23 protein-coding genes and 1 tRNA gene are annotated in these 21866 nt (G+C 39.5%); 10 read left to right on the top strand and 14 right to left on the bottom strand.

From position 1 onward, the window contains the following. Positions 1-88 precede the first annotated feature (88 nt). The 5 genes from ABDZ97_RS17210 to ABDZ97_RS17190 all read right to left on the bottom strand — a co-directional run bounded on the left by ABDZ97_RS17210 (position 89) and on the right by ABDZ97_RS17190 (position 2856). The gene (locus ABDZ97_RS17210; protein ID WP_343790840.1) at positions 89-376 is read right to left on the bottom strand and encodes a GIY-YIG nuclease family protein; all 288 of its coding nucleotides are present in this window, start codon (positions 374-376) and stop codon (positions 89-91) included. 50 nt (positions 377-426) lie between these two features. Then, positions 427-500, bottom strand: a tRNA-Asn gene (locus ABDZ97_RS17205). A 119-nt stretch (positions 501-619) separates the two neighbouring features. Beyond that, entirely contained in the window at positions 620-1060 is a 441-nt protein-coding gene (locus tag ABDZ97_RS17200) for a single-stranded DNA-binding protein (protein ID WP_343790837.1), read from the bottom strand. Positions 1061-1166: 106 nt separating this feature from the next. Continuing rightward, a complete protein-coding gene (locus ABDZ97_RS17195) occupies positions 1167-2213 on the bottom strand; it encodes a hypothetical protein (protein WP_343790835.1) in 1047 nt (348 codons plus the stop codon). 1 nt (position 2214) lies between these two features. Beyond that, the gene (locus ABDZ97_RS17190) at positions 2215-2856 is read right to left on the bottom strand and encodes an NAD(P)H-dependent oxidoreductase (protein WP_343790833.1); all 642 of its coding nucleotides are present in this window, start codon (positions 2854-2856) and stop codon (positions 2215-2217) included. A 125-nt stretch (positions 2857-2981) separates the two neighbouring features. On the opposite strand from ABDZ97_RS17190, the gene ABDZ97_RS17185 reads away from it, so the two are divergent. Together ABDZ97_RS17185 and ABDZ97_RS17180 are read left to right on the top strand one after the other, a co-directional pair. Continuing rightward, positions 2982-3371, top strand: a complete 390-nt coding sequence (locus ABDZ97_RS17185) for a TraR/DksA family transcriptional regulator (RefSeq protein WP_343790830.1) — start codon at positions 2982-2984, stop codon at positions 3369-3371. A gap of 12 nt (positions 3372-3383) precedes the next feature. Next, the gene (locus ABDZ97_RS17180) at positions 3384-4049 is read left to right on the top strand and encodes a signal peptidase II (RefSeq protein ID WP_343790827.1); all 666 of its coding nucleotides are present in this window, start codon (positions 3384-3386) and stop codon (positions 4047-4049) included. Between the two features lie 50 nt (positions 4050-4099). Here the strand turns inward: ABDZ97_RS17180 and ABDZ97_RS17175 are convergent, their stop codons facing one another. Continuing rightward, the gene (locus ABDZ97_RS17175; protein WP_343790824.1) at positions 4100-4984 is read right to left on the bottom strand and encodes a hypothetical protein; all 885 of its coding nucleotides are present in this window, start codon (positions 4982-4984) and stop codon (positions 4100-4102) included. Positions 4985-5131: 147 nt separating this feature from the next. Here ABDZ97_RS17175 and ABDZ97_RS17170 point away from each other — a divergent pair, with 147 nt between their 5' ends. Beyond that, positions 5132-5575: a nucleoside deaminase gene (locus ABDZ97_RS17170; RefSeq protein WP_343790821.1), complete on the top strand. Its 444-nt coding sequence runs from the start codon at positions 5132-5134 to the stop codon at positions 5573-5575. 12 nt (positions 5576-5587) lie between these two features. Here ABDZ97_RS17170 and rseP read toward each other — a convergent pair whose 3' ends face one another. Then, entirely contained in the window at positions 5588-6901 is a 1314-nt protein-coding gene (rseP, locus tag ABDZ97_RS17165) for an RIP metalloprotease RseP (protein WP_343790818.1), read from the bottom strand. Between the two features lie 126 nt (positions 6902-7027). Between rseP and thiL the strand changes: the two genes are divergently transcribed. Beyond that, entirely contained in the window at positions 7028-8074 is a 1047-nt protein-coding gene (gene thiL, locus ABDZ97_RS17160; RefSeq protein ID WP_343790815.1) for a thiamine-phosphate kinase, read from the top strand. On the opposite strand, the gene ABDZ97_RS17155 is transcribed toward thiL, so the two are convergent. The 6 genes from ABDZ97_RS17155 to ABDZ97_RS17130 all read right to left on the bottom strand — a co-directional run bounded on the left by ABDZ97_RS17155 (position 8053) and on the right by ABDZ97_RS17130 (position 16164). Beyond that, the gene (locus ABDZ97_RS17155; protein ID WP_343790812.1) at positions 8053-9603 is read right to left on the bottom strand and encodes a hypothetical protein; all 1551 of its coding nucleotides are present in this window, start codon (positions 9601-9603) and stop codon (positions 8053-8055) included. The genes thiL and ABDZ97_RS17155 overlap by 22 nt on opposite strands. A gap of 190 nt (positions 9604-9793) precedes the next feature. Continuing rightward, positions 9794-10030: a hypothetical protein gene (locus tag ABDZ97_RS17150; RefSeq protein WP_343790809.1), complete on the bottom strand. Its 237-nt coding sequence runs from the start codon at positions 10028-10030 to the stop codon at positions 9794-9796. Positions 10031-10081: 51 nt separating this feature from the next. Further along, a complete protein-coding gene (locus ABDZ97_RS17145) occupies positions 10082-13066 on the bottom strand; it encodes a ligand-binding sensor domain-containing protein (protein WP_343790806.1) in 2985 nt (994 codons plus the stop codon). A gap of 2 nt (positions 13067-13068) precedes the next feature. Continuing rightward, positions 13069-13845, bottom strand: a complete 777-nt coding sequence (locus ABDZ97_RS17140; RefSeq protein ID WP_343790803.1) for a LytR/AlgR family response regulator transcription factor — start codon at positions 13843-13845, stop codon at positions 13069-13071. Positions 13846-14132: 287 nt separating this feature from the next. After that, entirely contained in the window at positions 14133-14867 is a 735-nt protein-coding gene (locus tag ABDZ97_RS17135) for an alpha/beta fold hydrolase (protein WP_343790800.1), read from the bottom strand. A gap of 4 nt (positions 14868-14871) precedes the next feature. Further along, positions 14872-16164 (bottom strand): aminopeptidase P N-terminal domain-containing protein, encoded by a 1293-nt coding sequence (locus ABDZ97_RS17130; protein ID WP_343790796.1) that lies wholly within the window; start codon positions 16162-16164, stop codon positions 14872-14874. Between the two features lie 166 nt (positions 16165-16330). Between ABDZ97_RS17130 and ABDZ97_RS17125 the strand changes: the two genes are divergently transcribed. The 3 genes from ABDZ97_RS17125 (at position 16331) to ABDZ97_RS17115 (ending at position 18159) form a co-directional block, all read left to right on the top strand. Further along, on the top strand, positions 16331-16648 hold the full coding sequence (locus ABDZ97_RS17125; RefSeq protein WP_343790793.1) for a hypothetical protein: 318 nt from the start codon (positions 16331-16333) through the stop codon (positions 16646-16648). 97 nt (positions 16649-16745) lie between these two features. Beyond that, entirely contained in the window at positions 16746-17372 is a 627-nt protein-coding gene (locus tag ABDZ97_RS17120; protein WP_343790790.1) for a hypothetical protein, read from the top strand. Between the two features lie 91 nt (positions 17373-17463). Further along, on the top strand, positions 17464-18159 hold the full coding sequence (locus tag ABDZ97_RS17115; RefSeq protein WP_343790787.1) for a CTP synthase: 696 nt from the start codon (positions 17464-17466) through the stop codon (positions 18157-18159). A gap of 10 nt (positions 18160-18169) precedes the next feature. Here the strand turns inward: ABDZ97_RS17115 and rnhA are convergent, their stop codons facing one another. After that, complete coding sequence (gene rnhA / locus ABDZ97_RS17110; RefSeq protein ID WP_343790784.1) at positions 18170-18652, bottom strand: ribonuclease HI; 483 nt, start codon at positions 18650-18652, stop codon at positions 18170-18172. Between the two features lie 104 nt (positions 18653-18756). Between rnhA and ABDZ97_RS17105 the strand changes: the two genes are divergently transcribed. From ABDZ97_RS17105 to ABDZ97_RS17095, 3 genes are read left to right on the top strand one after another with little or no spacing between them, the layout of a single operon-like run. Then, positions 18757-19374: a TetR/AcrR family transcriptional regulator gene (locus ABDZ97_RS17105; RefSeq protein ID WP_343790780.1), complete on the top strand. Its 618-nt coding sequence runs from the start codon at positions 18757-18759 to the stop codon at positions 19372-19374. Continuing rightward, a complete protein-coding gene (locus tag ABDZ97_RS17100) occupies positions 19367-20719 on the top strand; it encodes a TolC family protein (RefSeq protein WP_343790777.1) in 1353 nt (450 codons plus the stop codon). The genes ABDZ97_RS17105 and ABDZ97_RS17100 overlap by 8 nt, the downstream gene beginning before the upstream one ends. 30 nt (positions 20720-20749) lie before the next feature. Then, the gene (locus tag ABDZ97_RS17095; RefSeq protein ID WP_343790774.1) at positions 20750-21862 is read left to right on the top strand and encodes an efflux RND transporter periplasmic adaptor subunit; all 1113 of its coding nucleotides are present in this window, start codon (positions 20750-20752) and stop codon (positions 21860-21862) included. The last annotated feature ends 4 nt before the right edge of the window (positions 21863-21866 follow it).

Below are 21866 nucleotides of genomic sequence, written 5' to 3'. Positions count from 1 at the left end.
CGAATGCTTTCACACTCGCTTTTTTTAGGCTCCCCCTCTTGGGCTCGAACCAACCCCGATTATCGGGGCTCTGATTAACAGTAGATTTTTAATATTTCGCTAATAACTCTGTTATCAGACTGGGGTTATTTTTTAGGTTTTGAATATAAACTTTGCTTTTCATTTTCTTGATGTGTCGTTCAATAGCTTTTGCCTGATTTTTTGAAGAACATGTTATGGAAAAGTAGACCGCCCAGTCATCTGCCTTGGCAGTATATTTATTCTTTCCATAGGTTTTATCGTAATGTTGTTGAAGTCTGTTTTCCAGATTAACCGTCTCTCCGATATAGAATCGATTAAGTTTATGTGATTGTAGTATGTAAACAAAGTGTTCCATTGTTAGGTAAAACGAAAAAAGCGAATGCTTTCACACTCGCTTTTTTTAGGCTCCCCCTCTTGGGCTCGAACCAAGGACCCTCTGATTAACAGTCAGATGCTCTAACCAACTGAGCTAAGGAGGAGTGTTGATTTCAACACTGCTAATTTTCATTAGCGAGTGCAAATATAGAGAAAAAATCAGTCAAAAAAATAATTTCTGACAAAAAAATAAAAAAATATTTAGGATGCTTCTGTAAATCAATTAGATGCTATCAAAAGAAAAATCATCTTCTGAATCGTTGTAATCTCCGTAGTCGTCATCATCACTGTCGTCGTAATCATAACCGTCGTTATCATCTGTTTTTGCAGGCCGGAGTATATTAGTCTTGGACACATTGAGGCGAATTTCCGTTTTAATGGATTCATCATCCTGAAGATAGGCTTTTGCAAAAGGTGTTCCGACCAATTCGACAAGCGTTCCTTTCTTGAGAAAATCAAGAATCCGCATATTGGCTCCTTCTTTCTTCCAAATCGTACAATTTACCCACGTAGTTTTGGTTTTTGCTTCACCGGTGCGTTTGTCTCTCCAGTTCTTGTTGTGTGCGACAGGAAAATTGATTGCTACTACGCCGCGATCCATGTGACGGACGGCTGCATCTTTCCCAATATTTCCAATAAGTCTTGTTTCGAATACTGTAGCCATTTGTAGTGAATTTTGCAACAATATAGAAAGTATTTTGCTGAATACCAATTTTGCAGAAAAAAATAGGAGAATGAAAAAGATAGCCGGTTTGAGAGCTTAAATACTTCTAAATAAGATCGAAAGCAGAAACATAACAGGGGGTGTTTGTAGAAAGGTTACCGGGCTCTCGTTCTTTTGTTACCAGAGCGACGTTTTGTTTGGGAAGGAGATAGTTCGCAAGCCCCCTTTTGATGTGAGGATAAAGAGACTGAGCAAAAATATCCTTTTCGTCATACCAGGTCAATAGTAAGTTCGTTTTTGTAATGGCCAGTGCACTCTGTAGAAGTGATGCTATAATTGTTGGGTCTTTTTTGAGAGATACCAGACCTTCTGCTGCAAGAAATCTGTGGTGAGAGGGACGAATAATTCTATTGACAAAAGGAATAAAAGGGAGTACCTGGGTAAGGAGTTTGCCATTTTTCCCGGGGAGACGTATGATCTGCCAGTTTACTTCATGTATTTTGCATGCAGCTATGAGAGAGGTCCCTTCAAAGTAACCTATTATTGGATTGTCTTTCAATGTATGGTGCGGAAAGAAGAGTGCGTATTCACGATATTGTTCGGTCAGTAGTTGGTGATACTGCTCTTTTTCACCGGTTGTTAATAACCTTACTTGTTTATGATGTCTGGGAAAGTTCCTGCTCATAGACCAGGTGACAATTTGTGTATGTGTTTGAAAATTGAAATTCTTAGCCATCCACAGCGAGCGAGTATTGTTCGGCTCGATATAGGCATAAAACAAATCAGGAGTAGGTGTAAATTGTCCTTCGAACGCTGCCTGGAAGAACTGGTCAAGCCCTTTTTTGAAGAGTGAGTTTTTTTGCTCTTTTTCCTGTTCTTCGGAGGCACTCCATTTCCTGTCAAATGCAAAGTAACGGATATAAAACACATTTACGGATGTCGGAAGACTCCTCCTGCAGAATGTAATATTTCCAAGAACCTTTTCTCTGCGTTGTATGTACAAAAAAAGAGGAGTAACAAGCTCGTTGATTCGTTTTTCCGTATCGAGGTGTCTGTAAGTAGCGCCTTTTGTTCCCAGGCGGGTTGCCTTAAGTAACTCAATAATTCCGGGTTCAGGACGATCAGAAAGCTTAAATACCGATGGTAATTGCATATCAGATGTATTCTACAATTGTGTCAAGTTCTCTACGCACTTTGGGCAGATGCTGATAAGGATCTTCTTCGTGACGATAACCAAGAGGAACAACAACAATACTTTTAAGTCCCTTTTCCCGTAATTTGAGAATGCGATCAAATTCCTGAGGTACGAAACCTTCCATAGGGCATGCGTCCACTTGTTCAACGGCACAGGCCGTCAATAAGACACCCAGGGCAATATACACCTGACTACTCATCCATTTTACGCGATCATTTTCACTCATCAGGTTTGCAGATTCTAACATCTTTTTGAATCCTTTGATTTTAGAGGAGTTAACATCCTGATTGCGTATCCTGGCGGAACGATTGACGTATTCGTCAATGAAATCCTGAGTTACATGACTTTCGCGGCAAAGCACGAGTAAGTGAGAACAATCCGTTATTTGATGTTGGTTATAAGCATGCGGAACAAGTGCTTTCCGGACTTCTGTATTTTGGACTACCAGAAACTTCATAAGTTGCATCCCCATAGAAGTTGGTGTCAGATTAAGCGCCTGAAGTATGCGCTGAAAAGTGTCTTCGGGAATTATCTTTCCGGGATCAAACTTCTTGCAGGCATATCTCCATTGAAGTGCATCAACAATTGTTCTGTTTTCCATCTTTGCAAAGATATGTGAATAACTATTATGCGGTGCATTCAAAGTTTAACTTCGTTTGAAACGAAATTCTATTATATTTGTTCTTTTTCAAAATTACCTATTATAAGAAGTTAATCGGGTTGGTTATGGCAAAAGAGAATAAAGAGAAGACAAGATATTCGGATGCTGAACTTGAGGAGTTCAGACAAATAATCATGGATAAGCTTGAAGAAGCGAAAGTGGATCTGGAATTGTTAAAGGGATCGTTGTCGCATAGCGATGATCACGGAACAGATGATACGGGTCGTAGCTTCAACATGATGGAAGACGGTTCAGAGACGCTTTCAAGGGAAGAAATGGCACAATTGGCTGCCCGTCAGGAAAAGTTCATTCAGAACCTTCAGAATGCGCTGGTACGGATTGAAAACAAAACGTATGGGATTTGTCGTCAGACTGGAAAATTGATCCGAAAAGAACGTTTGCGTCTGGTTCCTCATGCTACATTGAGTATCGAAGCAAAAAACGCACAGGGATAATAAACCGGAAGTTTGAATAAAAAGGCCATAATAGCAGTAGTTTTAATCCTCGGAATTCTGATCGTTGATCAGGTAGTTAAGGTTTGGATTAAAACGACGTTTGAGCTTCACGAGACAGTGAATGTTTTTGGCGATTGGTTTCGTCTGATGTATATTGAGAACCAGGGTATGGCTTTCGGTACAACGCTGGGTTCAGGTTCGTGGGCAAAACTGGCATTGAGTATTTTCCGTTTACTTGCTATTTCAGGTTTGATCTATTACCTGATTAAACAGCTAAGAAACCGTTCTGTTCGAACAGAGTATATTGTAGCGATATCTCTGGTGCTTGCTGGAGCAACGGGTAATCTGATAGATAGTGCTGTTTATGACTATGTCTTTGAATTTGATCCGTCTTCACCTTTTAACTGGGTGTTGAATAGTGAGGGTGAGTATGTGATGCGTAAGCAGGGATTTCTGTTTGCCAATGTTGTGGATATGTTTCAGTTCAATGCCCGTTGGCCTGAGTGGGTTCCGTGGCTTGGTGGAGAAGATGTTTTCGGTGCGATCTGGAACGTAGCGGACGCAGCGATAACCTGTGGAGTGATTATGATACTGATTCGCCAACGGACTTATTTTCCTTCCTCGGGAAAGAAAAAGAAAGAGGACAAAAATGAAGAGCCTGAAGTGATACAAGAATAAATAAAAAGCAACCATGACGGTTGCTTTTTTTATGGAGTTACTTTTTCTTTCTAGGGTTCAACGATGGGAATCAAACCACGTATTCCCATATCAACAGGATAATCTCCTGCCTGTGTTTCGTAGATATTATCCTGATCGACATCATACCATTCAAAACTATTGTTAATGCTAAAGGAAAGCGTTACAACAATATCTTCCGTTTCGTTTCCGGTTATTGTCAATCCATTTTCAAATTGCCCTGTCACCACACAACTTCCTGCCGGGATGGGCGAAGTGTCAAATAGGGGATTAGGAACGGTGGTGCCCTGGGCCTGTCCGTCAATTGTTACGGCTCCCACAACGGGATAGGTAGCTTCAAACCCCCAATACCCCTGATCTTTGTTCGCATTTACAGAACGTGAGGCTGTTTTTATTTTGTAGGTATTGATGTAACTTCTATAGGCAACAAAAGAAGCAAGTGTTCCTGTATAATCAACATTGTCCCAACGGAAATTAATATCAAAGTTCTGGTAAGCAAGAGATACACGAGCCCATTGATAATTCCCTGTAGCAACCTGGCTTAAAGGAATCGAGTAGAAGACTTCACCGTCGCCTTTAATAATTGCTTTCGAAAAGTCCACCGCTTTTTCTCCTCCTACATTCGTTTCGGCTCCATAGAAAACTACTTCACCTTCTCCTAATGGCGTGTATCCGGATGGAGCAAGTTCAATATAATGAGCAGACATTCCATTGAAATCCGGAGTCTGAGCACCATGTTCTGCGGGAATCGAAGAGGGTTGTCCAAAGTTGTTTAAGCGTTCCTGATCCGGGTCAAATTTGAATTTAAATACCAGCCTGGGGCCAGATGTATCTGTTCCGGGTGGGTCAGTTTCTTCTTTTTTGCAGGCCGAGATCATAATAAGCGGGATTACCGCCAGAGATTTCCAGTTTTTCATAGTTTCGTTTTTAGGGTTCTGATTTAAATACGAACGAATGTAGAGATTTATTTTACTGAAAATAAATTAAGGGTTTGTAAATGAGAAGATAGTTGGATTTTAACGTGAAATTCCCAATGCCGCAAAGAAATTTGACATATTTGCACTATGCTTGAACCGTTTGATGACACATATTTTATGAAGCAGGCTCTTTTGGAAGCGCAAAAAGCATTTTCAGAAGATGAAATACCTGTTGGGGCAGTTATAGTGGCTAATAACCGGATTATTGCCCGGGCGCATAATTATACAGAGAAGCTTAATGATGTAACTGCACATGCAGAAATGCAGGCAATTACTGCGGCGGCAGATTATATAGGAGGGAAATATCTCACGGATTGTACGCTTTATGTAACTCTGGAGCCTTGCGTAATGTGTGGAGGGGCATTATACTGGTCACAGATCTCAAGAGTTGTCTATGGTGCTTCTGACGAAAAAAGAGGTGCAGGAAGGGTTCAGCCATCTCTTTATCATCCCAAAACAGAAATTGTAGCGGGAATACTTGCGGATGACTGTAAAGCCTTATTGCTGGACTTTTTTTCGAAGAAGAGATAGTCTTACAAGGTCTTATTTAAAGAAGAACCTGAAAATATCATTCCCGTTCGCATAGAGCAGTAATCCAAGTAAGAGGATTATTCCGATCATTTGCGCATATTCAAGAACTTTTTTGTTGGGTTCCCTTCCGGTAATCATTTCGTACAGTAAGAACATTACATGTCCCCCATCTAATGCGGGGATGGGTAGAATGTTCATGAACGCAAGGACGATAGAAATAAAAGCTGTGTTTAACCAGAAAGACTGCCAGTTCCAGGTGGGTGAAAACATATTTCCGATTGCACCAAATCCTCCCAGACTGGAAGCCCCTTTTTTGGTGAAAATGAATTTTAACTGAGCAACATAATCGTGGAGTGTCCAGTAGCCATACGAAAAACCACTTGCCAGCGCCTGTCCGAAGGTGTAATCAATTTGAGTTGTTTCGATGTGTTGCAAGGCAGAAAAACCTAGTTTTCCTAGTGTGTCTATTTCGGGAGTTAATGTGACAGCTGTATTGTTTCTCCAAACAACCAAATCAACCTTTTCTCCTTTTAGCTCTCTGAGTTGGTTTGTAAAATCCTGAAAGAAAACTACGGGTTCTCCGTTTATGGAAATGATACTATCTCCCTGCATCATTCCCGCATTAGAAGCAGGAGTTACCGGAAGAACACTATCTACACTGAAATGACTTCTGATAGAGAAAGCCGGAAAAGCATCCTTTTGGAAAAGCGTGTAGTCAATATCTTCAGGAAGTGTAATGGTCTCTTTATCCCCGCTGCTATGTTGTACTTCTATTTCACGGTATCCTCTCAGTAAGATTCCAACGTTTAGTTCGCGCAAATCTTCAACCGGTTTTCCTTCTGCCGAAAGGATAATATCTCCATCCTGAAAACCATATTGTTTTAATTCCTGCTGCACATGTACTCCGTAGGGTGCTGCATCCATCGTGACGTACTCACGACCCCATACCCAAAGAACCATCATATAAATGAGAAACCCGAGAATAAGATTCACGGTTACTCCACCGATCATAATGATCAGTCTTTGCCAGGCCGGTTTTGAACGGAACTCCCAGGGTTGGGCCGGTTTTTCAAGCTGTTTGGTATCCATTGATTCATCAATCATACCGGCTATTTTCACATAACCTCCTAAGGGAAGCCACCCGATTCCCCATTCGGTTTCACCAATTTTCTTTTTGAAAAGTGAGAATCCCGGATCAAAGAAGAGATAGAATTTCTCGACACGTGTTTTGAACCAGCGTGCAGGAATAAAATGTCCTAATTCGTGAAGTACAATAAGTATAGAGAGTGACAAAACGAGTTGTCCAGCTTTAATCCAAAATTCCATTGTTCAAATTTTCAGAACTCAAAGATAGCGGTTTTTTCTTGCCCTGCTCGTTACGTGTACTGACAAAATCGACTAAAACTGTTTGCAGGTGAAATTGTTCCCTTATAATTTTCCTAATTTTGTAGTATGAGTACAGAAAAAAGAACGCCACTTGATGCAATCGGAGAGTTTGGATTGATTGACCGTATTACAGGTTCCTTTACGCACCACAATGGTACGACAGTAAAGGGAGTAGGAGATGATGCTGCTGTGATTCGGATCAATGAAGAGGAGCACATGTTGATCTCCACGGATATGTTGGTTGAAGGAATCCATTTTAATCTCATGTATGCTCCGTTAAAGCATTTAGGGTATAAGTCAGTTGTTGTGAATCTGTCGGATATTTATGCGATGAATGGTAAGCCGGAACAAATTACGGTTTCCATTGGTGTTTCTAGCAGATTTCCGGCTGAGGCAATTGACGAACTGTACGAAGGAATAAAGAAGGCATGTGATGTGTATGGTGTGGATCTGGTGGGAGGCGATACAACTTCTTCTCTTTCCGGATTGGTAATTAGTATTACGGCCATTGGAAGAGTGAATCAGAAAGATGTTGTTTATCGTTCGGGAGCGAAGGAAAATGACCTGCTGGTTGTTACCGGAGATCTGGGAGGTGCATTTGTCGGGTTGCAGGTTTTGGAACGTGAGAAAGAAGTATATAAAGCGAATCCATCAGCACAGCCTGATCTGGAGGGCTATGATTATATACTGGAACGACAGCTTAAACCGGAAGCAAGGAGGGATGTGATTGGATTTCTGGATGAATTGGGTGTGCGACCTACTTCGATGATTGATGTTTCTGACGGATTGGCATCTGAGATTCTACATTTGTGCAGAGCCAGTAAACTGGGATGTCATGTCTATGATGAGAAATTACCTATTGATCCGACAACATATTCTACAGCGAGAGATTTCGATCTGGATCCGAGCACATGTGCTTTGAACGGAGGAGAGGATTATGAATTGCTTTTCACGATTAGTCAGTCTGATTTTGACAAGGTAAAAGGAAGTCCGCATATGACTGTTATTGGTCACATGGTGGAAGAAAATGCCGGAATTTATGTGATAGATCGGGGAGGAGCATTAATCCCTATTCAGGCTCAGGGCTGGAATCATTTCGATCGCTCTGAGTAAGCGGTATGTACAAGTTCGGCAAAAGGACGTTTCGATAATTTGGATTTTGCCCAAAGCAGAAACTTAAAAGAATCAAATACGGATCGTTCAAAAGGATCCTCGGTTAATGGTTGTATTTCAGTAATAACATTTTCGAGCAAATCCATTTGATCTAGCGGAGAGATCGTTCGGGAGAGCTTGTTCAGATACTTGAGAAAGATTTCTTCAAATTTATAGACCCGGTTTCTCGACTTCAGATAACGTTGAGTATTTTTGATAGCATAGGGCAGGAGTTCCCGATTGTCAAGTTCGAAGTGGAGAATCAGATTCAGAAGCTGTGAGAAACAATAAATATCCAGTTTCTCATCAAGGTCTTTATCATTTAAAATGGTATTAATCCATTTAAGAGACTGAGTATACGCTCCTTCTCCAAAATAAGCAACGGCAATATTGTAGTTGAGATAAGCTCTTCTTGCCGGAGCAATTTTTGATCCGTACAGGCGGTAAGCTTCCTCAATCAGGGGAACAGTTTGTATGGCTTCAGTAAACTCTCCACGTTCATTATAAAGCATCAGACGCGTACTATTGATACTACTGAACAATTTTATGTTTAAGTCTTCTGATAAGTTCTTTCCCGATTCTTTTGAAATAGTTTTAAGTTCGTTAAGTAACTCATCAACCCGTGAATAATCTCCCAAATGATGATTCAGATAAATTCCGTTTGAGATCAGACTGAAGTATACGTTTACTTCTTCCTTAAGCCGTTCAGCGTTCTCTTTGTATAGTGTAATATTTGCAGCTATATATTGTTCTGATTTCTGAAAATCCAATGTGCCGAAATAATAAGCGGCCTGAATCTGATTAACAAGAAAAATAGAGTCAAATGCTACGGCATATTGGCAGTGGGAGAGGGGGTGTATAAGTTCGTCATATATTTTCCTTTCTTCCTGATTCCGGGCAACACCATTTCTATTCAGATGCATCATCAGCGAACTTTTGATATGCCATAGATTATTATATCCCCGGATGACTTCGCTTAATTCGTTGTCTTTTGTTTGCATGGCATCCAAAAACGCCTGATCCGAACCGGCATATCCTGTGTTTTCAAGCAAGCGCTTCATTTTTTGATTAACTTCAAGAAGAATATGGTATTTTGCGTGCTTTTCAGCTAGTTTCTCAGCACTTTGTAAATATTTTTTGCATTGCTTATAAAGAGATTTATCATACAGAATTTCGGCGTAATGCATCATCCGGTATAATTGGGCATCAATGGATGAGTTGGAATGGTATGAATCAAGAGATCGCAGAATGTTTTCCTGAAGTCTTTTTTTGGTGATTGAGAATTTATTGAGAAAGGCCTGTCCCTTAAAGTCCTCAAATAATTTGGTCTCATCATAACCGTTTTGATTATCTAAATAATCGAATAGAGTGATATAATTATTCTCTTCTCCGATTGTATGTTTGGAAGAAAACACCTTGAAATATCTCTTCTCGGATTTTGTCAGGCTTTTAATCAGTTCATATAATGATGTAGAAGGAGTTGCTGCCATAGTTGTAACTTACAATTCAGCAAACAAGGTAGGAAAAAGAATGAGATTTGGTAAAAATAAACTCTGACCTGTATATTTTATTTAGTAAATAGAAAGGTAGTATTATTGATTGGTAGCAGGACTCTTATGATTCGAAACAAAAAAAGATGCCTGAAAAGACATCTTTAAAATATGTTAGATAGTAACTTTATTACTTTCCCTCGCGTTTACGTTTATCTTCATCGGTATCATTGTTGGGGTCTGTAATACCTGTTCCCCCAAAAAGATCTCCACCGGTATTTGTAGATCCACTTCCCTGAAGGCTGCGCGTAGTCATTTCTGTCGCTTCATCACTGTTTTCTTCAACTGAAACAGGAGTTATGACTTCCTTTTTACATGATGCAAAAACGAAAGTGGAAACGGCTAATATGAAGAGTAACTTTTTCATTCTTAATAAGAAAAAAATCAAACTTAGTCTAACAAATATATGATTTTGTTTCTAATCTTCCAAAGAATTGTCTGGTATTTTTATGTGAACACGCGTACCTATTGATTCTCCTGTGTCATTTTTTATGTCATTGGGACCAATAAGTAGGAAAGATTTACCCGAAATCTTTTGTAAAAGCTCTATCCGGGAACTGGTTATACTCATTCCTCTAGACTGGTGATCGCCATCTCCCTGTTTCTGTTTGATACTCTTTTCGTACCCAACTCCATTATCTTCAATGATAAAGTCAATAGTTTCTGCATTTTTATGTGCAGAAAAGTGGATTTCTCCTTTTGTGTTTTGACGTGGTAATATACCATGAATAATACTGTTTTCAACAAAAGGCTGGAATATCATGGAGGGGACTTTTACTGCCTCAGTATCTATGGATGGATCAATGGTGAATTCATAATCAAATCGATCCCGGAAGCGCATAGATTCAAGGGATAGGTAGAGCTTCAGACGTTCAATTTCTTCTGAAAGTGTGACCATATTTTGATCGGTTGAAGAGCTATCAAGATTTTTTCGGATAAGTTTAGCAAACTGACTCAGGTATTTGTTGGCTGAAAGACGGTCCTGAGTATTGATAAAGTACTGAATAGAATTAAGAGCGTTAAAGATAAAATGTCTGTTCATGGAAGCATTCAATGATTGCTGTTCCAGATCGCGTAAACGGGATGTGAAAACAAGTCGTTCCTGTTCTCTCCTTGAGCGTTCCTGTTTTAGTTTAAAACGAAACAGGATAAGAACAAGGCTTCCGGTAAGAAGAATGCAAAGTGAAATGAACCACCAGGTTGTATAAAAAGGAGGAAGAATGACAAAAGGAAAGTTCACCTCATTTGAATAGATTCCTGTTTTACTGACGGCTCTGACGCGAAGTCGATAATCCCCTGGGACAAGTCCCGAAATACTGATTTCATCCACTTTAGAAAGAGGAGACCAGTCTTCATTAAGTCCTTCGATGAGGTACTGAAACTTGATATCCTCCGGAAAGGCAAGGGTAACTGCTTTAAAGTTAAAAATGAAACGATTCTGACTATGCGAAAAACGGACAGGATTATATGTGTCCATTGGTTTTTCATAAGGTTGAAAGTTCACTAGAACAGAACGAAGACTGAGGATAGGAGGAATGGTTTTTGCAAAGACATTTTCCTTCGTTTTATCAAATTTCATTAATCCTTCGGAAGTTCCGAACCACAGATTACCTCCCTGATCAATGAGAGAAGAATTTATGTTCGTTTCCAGACTGACAAGCCCCTCAAAAATACCAAATTGTTCAACATGGAAGGTGTTCCAGTCTCCGCTTTTGGGAGTGAACCTGAAAAGACCGTTGTTAGTCCCGACCCACATATTGTCACCATCTTTCTGGATAAACACAGCAAAGTTAGATCCGCTGAAGTCCGAGTAGTTTAACTGGCGAATCACGCCATCTCTGAAAAGGTATACTCCTTCTTCTGTACCAATCCAGATATTCCCGAATTTGTCCGCTTCAATACTATATGCACCGGGTTGATTCTCGGAAATGGGGTAACTTAGTAACACTTTACTTGCTGTCAGGACGTGAATTCCTGTTTGTGAAGCCATGAAAAGCTGCCCGTCATACTCGGCAAAATCCCTTACGTTTCTGAGATTTGCAGATTGAGAGATAAGTTTACTTAGTGGATAGACAGAATCATTTTCGAAATAAGCTGCGCCTTCCTGTCCTCCTACCCAAAAACGTTGATGACTATCCAGAAAAAGTGACATGATTTTATCACCGGGTAAGGAAGGATAGTCAGATTGAAAATAAGGTATGAAATGATCTTTTTCAAAACGGTTAAGTCCATCTGCTGTTGCAAACCATACCTGATTCTTTTTGTCCGTTGCGACTGCCCAGACCGTATTGTTACTCAGTCCGTTTCTGTCGTCGTAATTTCTCCATCCGGATTTTGTTTTTTGACTTACTCCGTTTGCGTAGGAGCCAAACCAGATGTTTTGCTCTTTATCCTGAGCAACTGATACAATTAAGTCACTGTTCAGTCCGCTTCTTGTTGTGTAAAAGGTGAAAGCTTCTCCGGAAAAATGCACGAGTCCTTTTCCTTCAGTCCCCAACCAGATACCGTGTGTGTTGTCTTCAAATACACAGGAAATATTCTCCATAGGTAAACCGTTGGAAGTGTGTAGGTGGAGGTTTTCTTTCTCGTCAATACGGACAGCTCCGTTAAATTTTGTAGATAACCAGATTTTTCCGGTGTGATCAATGAATAAATGCTTAAAATTTCCTCCAAGCAATGAGGCTGAATTCATATAAGGTTTAAGCTTTTCGTTTTCAAGATGAAATACGCCATCACCATAGGATGAAGCGAATAATTGGTTGGTAAGAGGGTCAATTTTCAGCGAGCTGAAACTGTATTCCTCTGATCCTGGAACAAGGTGAAATGAGAATCCGTCATGTGAGTAAAATATTCCTGTTCGTGTCGCGACGTACATTTTGGAATCATATAATACCATGTCCCGGATACGTTCAAATTCATCCCGGTTACTAATCCCATGAATTGTTGGATTGATCTGAACGATTTTACCTTCTGAAAAACGAAAGAGACCGCTTCCGTTGACCCCAAAGAAATAGTTGCCTTTATAGAAAAGAATACTACTTACTTTTCCTCCGTCTTTTATTTTTTCAATAGGGAGTGCAACGAATTGATTGTTAAATTCGTAGGAAACACCGTTTTCATGTCCTACCCACAAGGTATCTCCTATAATTGCCAGTGAAGAAATTCGGTTGTTAAGTAATCCCTGGTCAACAGAAAACGCTTCAAATTCACGACCTGAAAATCGCGCCAGTCCTCCCAGAGTTCCCACCCATAGGAATCCCTGTTTGTCCTGTGTGATACATGTAACCTGGGATTGAGGTAAACCTTCCGCTACGCTATAAGTTCGGAAAGAATATTCCTGTGCTGAAAGTGAAGTACAGAATAAAATAAGACCAATAAAAACATACAGGGCACGATAGAACATGCTTAAAGTGTTTTCAGCAATTTTACAAAATCTACAACACGGTTTCGTGCTACGGGAATATGATCTTTATTATTCAATACAGCAAAATGACCATCTTCATTTAAGTATTCTGTCAGATAATTGAGGTTTACAATATGTGATTTATGCACTCTGAAAAATTTAGATGGGTCAAGAAGGTTTTCATACACTTTAAGTGTTCTCGTATCAAGATATCTTGAGCCGTCTTCAAAATGAAGCATTGTACAGTTTCCACTTGCTTCGAGGTGCACAATCGTATTGTCCTCGATGATTTTTAATCCTTTGGTATGAGAAATGGCTATACGGTTGGAAGGTTTGTTGCGAACAAGTGAATCGGACAGGTTGCGTATGGACTCAAAATACGTTGAGAAGTTTTCGGGAGCTACCTGAAAAGCATCTTTTGTCTCCTGCACTTTACGAACTGCATTTTGAAGATCCTCTACATCAACTGGTTTTAGAATATAATAGGCAGCATTTGCATTAAACGCCCGAATCGCAAAATCTTTGAACGCTGTTACAAAAACAACCAGAAAATCTTTCTTTTCAATTCGTTCCAGAAGATCAAATCCTTCCGCTCCCGAAGGCATGCGGATATCAAGAAAAACAACATCGGGATTACTGGATTCAATAATACTCTGTGCATCATCAATATTACCGGCCTCACCGATTACCTCTACCTCCTGACAAAATTCTTCAAGGAGCATAATAAGGTTTTTTCTTGCTAATTCTTCATCATCTACAACAACAGCACGTAAATTCATTTTCGTTTTTTGGATTTTTATTAAAAATAGTGTTTTTCATTTATATGGTAACGTAATCTTTACGTAAAAAAAGAACGTAATCCCTTTAGTCAATATACAATACCGTTTACTAAATGAACCCTACAACTGAAAAAGTTAGGGAAAAAGAAACAACCTTATCGCTTAACTTAGTGATAACATTGTTGCTTTAGGAATCCAAAAAAACACAGAATTATGAGAAAACATCTACCATCTATTTTTTCTTTGAGTTCAGCTAATTATATCTGGGTCTTCGGAGAAAACGGAAATTAATTTTCCAACATTTTTATTAAAGTTTCTGCGGATGCGTCGGGTTGCTCAATGTGGCTCATGTGTCCGCAGTTTTTTTGTATAAAAAAATGTTCGAAATGTCCCGGCCAGTCTTCTTCTGATTCTTTTGCGGAAATCAGATTATCAAATTCACCCTGTATTGAATATACCCGGTCTTTGTGCATTGCAACAAGGGCTCTGTGGTCAGCTCTGTTTTTCATAGACTGGGCACTGTGTACAATTGCATCAGGATGCATTGCTGCTGCACGGTTAATTATATCTGAAATAATTGAAGGATATTTTTCAGGTACATGGAATAGCAACGGGATAGACTCATTAAGAAAAATTCTGACGTTTTTACGCACAACAGCCCCTATTCGGTCTCTGTTTTTTTTGCGTTCTTCACTGTCTTCCCAGTAATTGGAATGAAATAATACGAGTTTGTCCATTCCCGAAGATGTGCGTTGGAGCATTTCAAGTCCGATATAACCTCCCATGCTATGACCGACCAGATCAAAGTGAGTTATTTCACGTTGTTTTATTTCGTTTTCCAGCCAATCAGCGTAGGCTGAAATCTGCTCTTTTTCCGGGATTATTTCTTTATTTTTCCCATGTCCGGGAAGGTCAAGAAATAGTAAAGGGCGGGAGAAGACAGATGTATTCATCACCTCCCACCCCGAAGAGTCCAAAAGAAATCCATGAAGGAATACAATGGGTTTGTTACTTGTATCCACCCGTTTATGAATTCATAAGGTCTTCTATTTCATCTGCTTCAATAGGAATAGTAGCCATCAGGTTGACAGGGGCACCTGTTTCCTGCACTACAAGATCATCTTCTATACGAATTCCCAGACCTTCTTCCTGGATATAGATACCAGGTTCACATGTAAAGACCATTCCTGCTTTCATAGGTTCATTCCACGGGCCGACATCATGTGTGTCAAGTCCGATGTAATGCGATGTGCCATGCATAAAATACTTTTTGTAAGCAGGCCAATCAGGATTTTGGTTCTTCACGTCTGTTTGATCAATTAATCCTAATTGAATCAATTCTTTTTCCATGAATAAACCGACTTCTTTGTGGTATTCAGCCAGTACCGTTCCCGGGACTAATAGTGTTTCTGCGAACTTTTTTACGCGAAGAACAGCATTATAAACTTCTTTTTGTCTTTGGGTATATCGTCCGTTTACCGGAAAAGATCGGGAAAGATCGGATGCATAATTGGCGTATTCAGCTCCTACGTCCAACAGGATGACATCACCATCATTACAAATGTTATTATTATCAATATAGTGAAGAACACATGCGTTTTTACCACTTGCAATTATTGGAGTGTATGCGAAGCCCCGTGAGCGGTTACGCACAAATTCGTGGATTAGCTCGGCTTCTATTTCGTATTCATAAACACCGGGTTTTATAAATGGTAATATGCGGCGAATCCCTTTTTCCGTAATTGAACATGCATGGAGCATGAGTTCTAACTCCGTTCGTTCTTTTACCGAACGAATTTTATGCATAATCGGAGCGCTTTTTCGGTAAATATGAGCGGGATATTTTTCCTTACAGGATTCGATAAACCGGTCTTCCCGTGTCTGAACTTCCGTATTTGCCCGTAAATGTTCATTCGTGTTGAGGTAAATACTTTCGGCTTCTGCCATTAGTGTTTTGAAAATGGTGTCGAATTGAGACAGCCAGTACACTGTTTTAATCCCTGAAACCTCAAAGGCAGCTTCTTTCGTTAGTTTTTCTCCTTCCCACACAGCGATATGTTCGTTTGTTTCCCGAAGGAATAAAACTTCACGGTGCTTTTCGTCTTTTGCATCAGGAAACAGAACAAGAATGCTTTCTTCCTGATCTACACCTGAAAGATAAAAGATATCCCGGTGTTGCTGAAAAGGCATTGTGCTGTCGGCACTAATCGGATAAATATCGTTAGAGTTGAAAACAGCCAACGAATTTGGCTGCATATCCTGAATAAATTTAGATCGGTTTGCAATAAACAGCTTTGACGGTATTCTATCGTATTTCATATCTAATGTCGTTTTTCAATGGTTGAAAGTACTACTTTTTTCGCGTTTTCGGACGGCTTTGGGAGAGCTTTTAATTCATTCTTCTGATATACAGATTGTTTTTTACAGCGTAAATTGATTACGTAGTTAGTGTTGCAACTTTGTCCTGTAACAAAAAACAAGAGTTATGATAGCAATATTTGAACGTTTAGAGATCAACAGAATTCAGTTCCAGCAAGGAGATAGTGAAGTAGTTGTTAACTGTCGTATTACGCAGGCGGGAGAAAAAATTGCAGCAACATTACTGATTACATTTTCAGATTTGAATCGTTTACTTGCCAGATTGGGGAATAGTGGAGTAGAAGTAGACTCTTCACGTTTCCATGTAATTGATATGGGAAATGATGAACGTCTGTACGAATGCGATTCAAAAGCGTTTGGTCTGGATAGCTTTACTATAGAAGAACCGACTTTTTACAATCCTGTGCGACAGATCAGAGCGTGAAAAAAACAGGTAAAGCCAACCTAATGTGATTATTTTCGTCTCATTAGTTGGAAACAAAGGGTAATAATTGTATTTTTATCCGTCAAAATGCTTTAACATGAAACTGAAATTTTTCTTTTTGGCTGCTGCAGCTTCAGGAGTGCTGGTGTCTTGTGTGAAACATGAAGTGATCCCACCACCAAAGCCGGAAGTTGACCTGAGTACTTCTTTTGTAGCGGATACAAATGGAACGTCCATTTCTTATGTGAATGATGTGGATGGGTTCTCTGTAGAGACGACCAGTTTCCGGGAATTACAATCTTCTCCTCAATTATCGAGTATCATTTATTTTAATACAATCCGTTCAACGAATTATTCGGATTTATTTAAAATTTCTGTAGGTAGAGCATTTTGGGATGCTGTAGAGGGAGATTTACCTTCTATTAGCCAGTTTAAATTGTTTTTTGAAGGAATGCTGACACCAAACGATCCTGTTTATTCGGATGGAGCCTTAAATGGAATTATGTTAGAGTGGAGAGACAGTGAGAGTAATCTTTGGGTTTCAAATGAAAATTCGCCCGAACCTCAGACGTTTACTTTTACGTCAATTACACAGGAGTCGGATGAAGAAGGGGATTATATTAAGTTCACAGCCGACTTCTCTTGTTGGTTGTATTCTTTGGATGGATTAGACTCAGTACATTTCGAAAATGGAACGTATATATCTTATTTTAAGAACAATTAATTTTTAGTTAAAACTTTTTAAATTAAGACCGATAATATTGTATCGGTCTTTTTTTTTTCTTAATTTTCAAAAGTTTCATCAAACACGAAATATGTCGGAATGCTTGAAAATAGCTGTAATCGGTGATTTCAACTTTACTTACAATTCACACCACGCTACGAACATGGCGTTGGAACACAGTGAAAGATATCTGGAGGTCGAGTTGAGCTATTACTGGATTCGTCCGTCAGAGGCGGTTAATATGCGTCCGCATACATTTTCAGTGTACGACGGAATTCTGATTGCTCCGGGTCCTTATTTCAATGAGTTTTTTCTTAGTGGTGTTTTAGGGCAGGTAATTAATCTGAATACCCCTCTGTTAATGACCGGGGAAGTATACAGATTGTTTATTGAATTGTTGATCAAGCAGAATAATCTGAATGGGAATAATGAAAAACTGATTAGTGATAATTTAGTTTCAGGTAATCAGTTTGAACCGGTACAGATTCAGCCGTTGAATGCATCGATGAAAAAATTATATGCCACACACAGCAATGTGGAATTAACTTCTTCAAGATATTCTCTCTACCCCCGGTTGCTGGACGCGCTTCAGGATCAGGTGCTGAGTATAGAAGGTCGGGATCAGTTTGAAGAGCCCGAAATTGTCCGATTGAAGAATCACACTTTTGCGCTTGCTACTATGTTCTGTCCGCAAATTTCATCAACCCGCGAAATGCCTCATCCTCTGATAAATTTATTTGTGCGAGCCTGTCTGGAGCAGCTAAAGACTGCCGGAGAGACAGTTTGATCCAATCTATTTATAAAAGATTTTCTCCTTTTACTTCCTGTTCGCTTTGTTCATAACCCTCGTCTATCAATAGCTCACGTTGGTTTGCTGCTGCTACTGCCAGCTGATCGCAGCGTTCGTTTTCAGGATGACCGGAATGGCCTTTTATCCAAACAAATCTGGGGTGAAATTTTTGATGAAGGGGTAAGTATCTCCTCCAAAGATCTGCATTCTTTTTTCCTTTATAACCTTTTTTATGCCAACCGAAAACCCATTTTTGTTCCACAGCATCAACAACATACTTTGAGTCAGAATAGACGGTTACCGGATATTTATCTGTTTTCAGATGCTCCAAAGCAACAATGACAGCAAGTAGTTCCATACGGTTATTGGTAGTAAGACGATATCCGCAGGAAAGTTCTTTTTCTTTGCTTCCAAATCGGAGTATTGCACCATAGCCTCCTCTGCCCGGGTTGCCTTGTGCAGCACCGTCTGTATAGATTTTAATTGCCATGGCTCAAGAGTACAAAAAAAATGAATGATGGCAAAATGGAAACTTTGGAAACTTTTTTTTTGTTTTTCGTTTCCTGAGTGTTTTTTTTGATATACTTTTGCGCCATGGAAGAAAAAAGAGAGGAAATATTACTCAAGGCAACACAGGTTTATACACGTTATGGTATAAGGAGTGTTACCATGGATGATCTTGCCAGAGAACTCTCAGTATCAAAGAAAACCATCTACAATTATTTTAAAGATAAGGATGAAATTGTTCAGGAAATAATCAAAACCAAACTGGAAGCAGACAGGTTTAATTGTGGACTGAATGAGTCGACGGCAAAGAATGCAATTGAAGAGTTACTTGGGATATCGCAGTTTGTTGCTGATATGGTAAAAAATGTTCATCCATCTGTTTTTTATGATTTGCAAAAATACCATCCTAAAGCGTGGGAATTATTGAATACGCATAAGTGGGAGTTTTTGTTCGGACAAATACTTAAAAATATTAAAAGAGGGATTGACGAAGGTCTTTACCGGGACAATATGAATCCTGATTTGGTTGCCCGTTTGCATCTGGCAAAATCTGATTTGGTTTTCGGAGGAGAGTTCTTTCCGATAGATCAGAGTAATATAGAGGAGATTTTTACAGAGCTTTTCCGTTTGCAAATTCGGGGAATGGCGAGTGAAAAGGGATTAGAATACTTAAAACAACGACTTAATAATCAAGAAAATGCGTAAAATTGGTTTAGTAATACTAACTGTAGTAGCCGGAGTATTAACCGGTAACGCACAGCAAAAATTTACTCTTGAACAGGCACAACAGTATGGTGTCGAACACCGTGAGCAAGTTATGAACGCTCACCTGGATTTAAAATCGGCAGAAAAGAAAGTCTGGGAAACGACAGCAATTGGTTTACCGCAGATCAATGCAGAGGGAAATTTTCAACAGTATATTAATATTCCGACATCGGTAGTAGATGCTTCTTTTATTAATCCAAATGCACAACCGGGAGATGTTGTGTCGTTCAGAATGGGACAGAAGTATAACGTAACGGGAGGAATTAATGCTTCTCAGTTAATATTTGACGGTTCCTACATTGTTGGATTACAGGTTTCTAAATTTTACACAGAGTTTGTAAGAAGCAGTATCGAGAAATCTCAGCAGGAAGTGCAGTACAATATCGCTCAGGCATATTATAATGTCCTGATTGCTGAAGATAATCTGAAATTGATCGATTCATTGATTCTTTCTGCTGAAGAGTTATTGGGGAACACGGAGGTGATTTATGACCAGGGAATGATCGAGAAAGAAGAAGTAGATCAATTGGAACTAAACTTAATCCGGTTGAACAGTATGAAGGTAAATACAGAACGACAGTTACTGGTTGCTCAGAATTTACTTAAACTTCAAATGGGATACCCACTGACGGACGAAGTTCTGTTGGAAGGTGATCTGGATCATTATCTGACACAAATTGAGATGGAGTTCGCTGACCTGAAAGGCTCCATTCAGGATAATATCAATCTGATCATGTTGAATCAGCAAAAGCGTTTGTCGGAGTTTGATTTGAAAAATAAGCGTTTTCAGCACTTCCCTCAATTAGCTGCATTCTTCCAACACCAATACATGGCTTTTCGATCGGAATTTGATCTGTTTCAGGATAAACCCTGGTACCCGTCGACTGCATGGGGAATCACATTAAAAATCCCGATCATTTCAAGTGGAATGCGTGCTATGCAGGTTCAGCAGGCAAAGATAGAGGTAGAGAAGAATGAAAACTCAATCAAAGAGTTGGAACGAACACTGCAATTCCAGGAAATTCAGACCAAAGCAAACTTTGAAAATGCATTGACAATGATGAAGCTGGAGAGAAGAAATATTGAGCTGGCAAAATCAATTTATAAAAATACTTCAATTAAGAAAGAAGTAGGTGTTGTTACAAGTTTGCAGGTTACCCAAACCTACTCACAAGTATTGGCAGCACAAACAGATTACCTGAATGCAATTCTGCAGGTAATGAATGCGAAAAACGAGTTAGACAACCTGTACGGTAACTTTACCACTCAATTAACTGAAAATTAAAAAAAGAAACAAGTCACTAAAAAAAACAACATGAAAAAGGGAATTATTTTTCTTTCAGCCGTTACACTCATTCTGATTGGATGTAGTGAGGCCACACAAATTTCCAAACTGGAAGAAAAACGAACCAAATTGAAAAACGAACTTGCCGATATCGAGAAGAAGATAGCGGAGATGGATACAACTTCAAATTCCACACCAGCAGCTCTTGTTTCTTTAGCACCGGTAGAATTGACCGAGTTTGTTCACAATATCGACGTTCAGGGAAATATTGAAACAGAAAAGGATGCATTGGTTAATGCTGAATCCAATGGAGTCATTCGCGAGGTACTTGTAAAAGAAGGACAACGGGTATCCAAAGGGCAGGCTTTGGTTCGAATTGATGCCTCAATTATTTCGGATAACATTCAGGAGTTGAAGACGGGAGTTGATTTTGCACAGTATAATTACGATAAGCAAAAAGAACTATTTGATAAAGGAGTTGGTTCTGAATTCCAGTTGAAGCAGGCAAAAAACAATTTGGATAACCTGAAAGAAAAGCTGACAGGATTGCAAACACAACGTTCGAAATATACAGTAGTAGCTCCATTTGATGGGGTAATCGATGAAGTCTTCCCGAAAATCGGAGAAATGGCAGGTCCACAATCTCCGGTAGTTCGTTTAGTGAACAACAGAGAGGTAAAGGTAACAGCTGAAATCTCTGAACGCTTGTATAGCAGAATTAAAGTGGGAACACCGGTACAGTTGACAGTTCCTTCTTTGGGAGACACAACTGTCTCGTTGACAATCACAAATATTGGAAACTACATTCACCCTACAAACCGGACTTTCCGTATTCAGGCAGCGTTAAAAGAAAACAAAATTCTTTTGCCGAATATGTTAGCACAGGTGCAGATTCTTGATTACAAGAATGAAGAGGCGATTGTAGTTCCTACTCCGGCTTTACTAAAAGACCGTGATAACAACAGCTATGTCTTTGTTGCAGATAGCAAAGAGGGGCAACTGATTGCCCGAAGAGTGAATGTTAAAGTGGTTGAATCGTACAACGGAGTGTCGGAAGTAAACGGAGACTTGTCAGTTGAAGATCAGGTGGTGTTAAAAGGTGCTAAAGGAGTATCAGAAGGCGATTATTTACGTGTGAAATAATTGA

The sequence above is a fragment of the Wandonia haliotis genome (genome assembly GCF_039523435.1).
GTDB classification, from domain to species: domain Bacteria; phylum Bacteroidota; class Bacteroidia; order Flavobacteriales_D; family Crocinitomicaceae; genus Wandonia; species Wandonia haliotis.
Note: the sequence above shows the minus strand (reverse complement) of the source record. Positions and strands in the feature narration are given on the sequence as shown.